This window comes from Salinicola endophyticus (assembly GCF_003206575.1).
In the GTDB taxonomy this organism is placed as follows: Bacteria; Pseudomonadota; Gammaproteobacteria; order Pseudomonadales; family Halomonadaceae; genus Salinicola; species Salinicola endophyticus.
In genome coordinates this window covers 2,143-3,096 of the sequence record NZ_PZJO01000019.1, presented here as the reverse complement: position 1 = coordinate 3,096, position 954 = coordinate 2,143, and the positions used below count along the sequence as shown (strand labels likewise).

At 55.0% G+C, this 954-nt stretch carries 1 protein-coding gene; it reads left to right on the top strand.

The genetic code is table 11. The features are described 5' to 3' along the window. Positions 1-416: 416 nt before the first annotated feature. Positions 417-954, top strand: a 538-nt coding sequence (locus DOM66_RS19365) for an MCP four helix bundle domain-containing protein (protein ID WP_188115223.1), incomplete at its 3' end; no start/stop codon positions are given.

The window sequence follows — 954 nt, the reverse complement described above, 5'->3', positions numbered from 1 at the left end:
GTGGAGCAGCTTCTAACGCCAGCAGCCTCCCCCACCTATCGCCCGACGATTGGGCGATAGGTGGCCTCTCAGCCCCCTCATCTCCTCACGGCCTGTTCTCGTTTTCCACGCGCCTGCGTAGCCGCATCGACACGCCGCTTCTCCTGCATTCGACGTCTCCATAACTTTCATCTTCTTGATCAACGACATGCTGGAAAACAATCCTTTAGTTAAGAACTATAAAAAATAAAAACATCTAATATAGAATGTATTTATTGATTGAACTTCAGCTCAATAACAATTAAACACGGCCGATAACCCTTGTACGCTGCAACTCCCTGCCGCGTGCTGCCTGCCTGTCAGACTACTCATATGGGGAAACGAACATGAGAAGTGCGCTACATAGCGTCAAGGCCCGTCTATGTCTGGGACTGGGGTTGATCATTCTGCTACTGGTCGCGATCGGCGTGCAGGGTGTCTTGAACAATCGTGAGACCCAGGAGACGATGCACGCGATCGTCGAGGATAACGTTCAGTCGATGATCGAACTCTCCACCGTCAGAGCCGCGGTCAGCGACAACCGCACTCTTTTTGCGCTGTCCGGCAACCAGGAACTCTCCGCAGCGCAGCGTCACGAGATAGATGCCAACCGCCAGCGGGCCGATGCCGCCTGGGGGCGCTATGCATCAGTCTCCGGTGATGCACAGAAGCAAAAGGCGCAAACCTTTATCCAGGCACTAGAAACTCAACGCAACTTGCTGGATAGCGGTCACGCCGATGAGAGCGCGATAAGTCAGAGCTACGCCAATGTCTACGACTCGATCACCGCCCTCTACCGCTCGGAGCGCGCAGAGACACTGGCGAACTATCAGCAGAGCATTAAGAGCTACCAGCGCAGCCGCACGATCGTCATCGGCGTCATTCTGGTGGCACTGGTGATCGCGATAGCCATCGGCTGGTGGTTGGCCCGCGGTA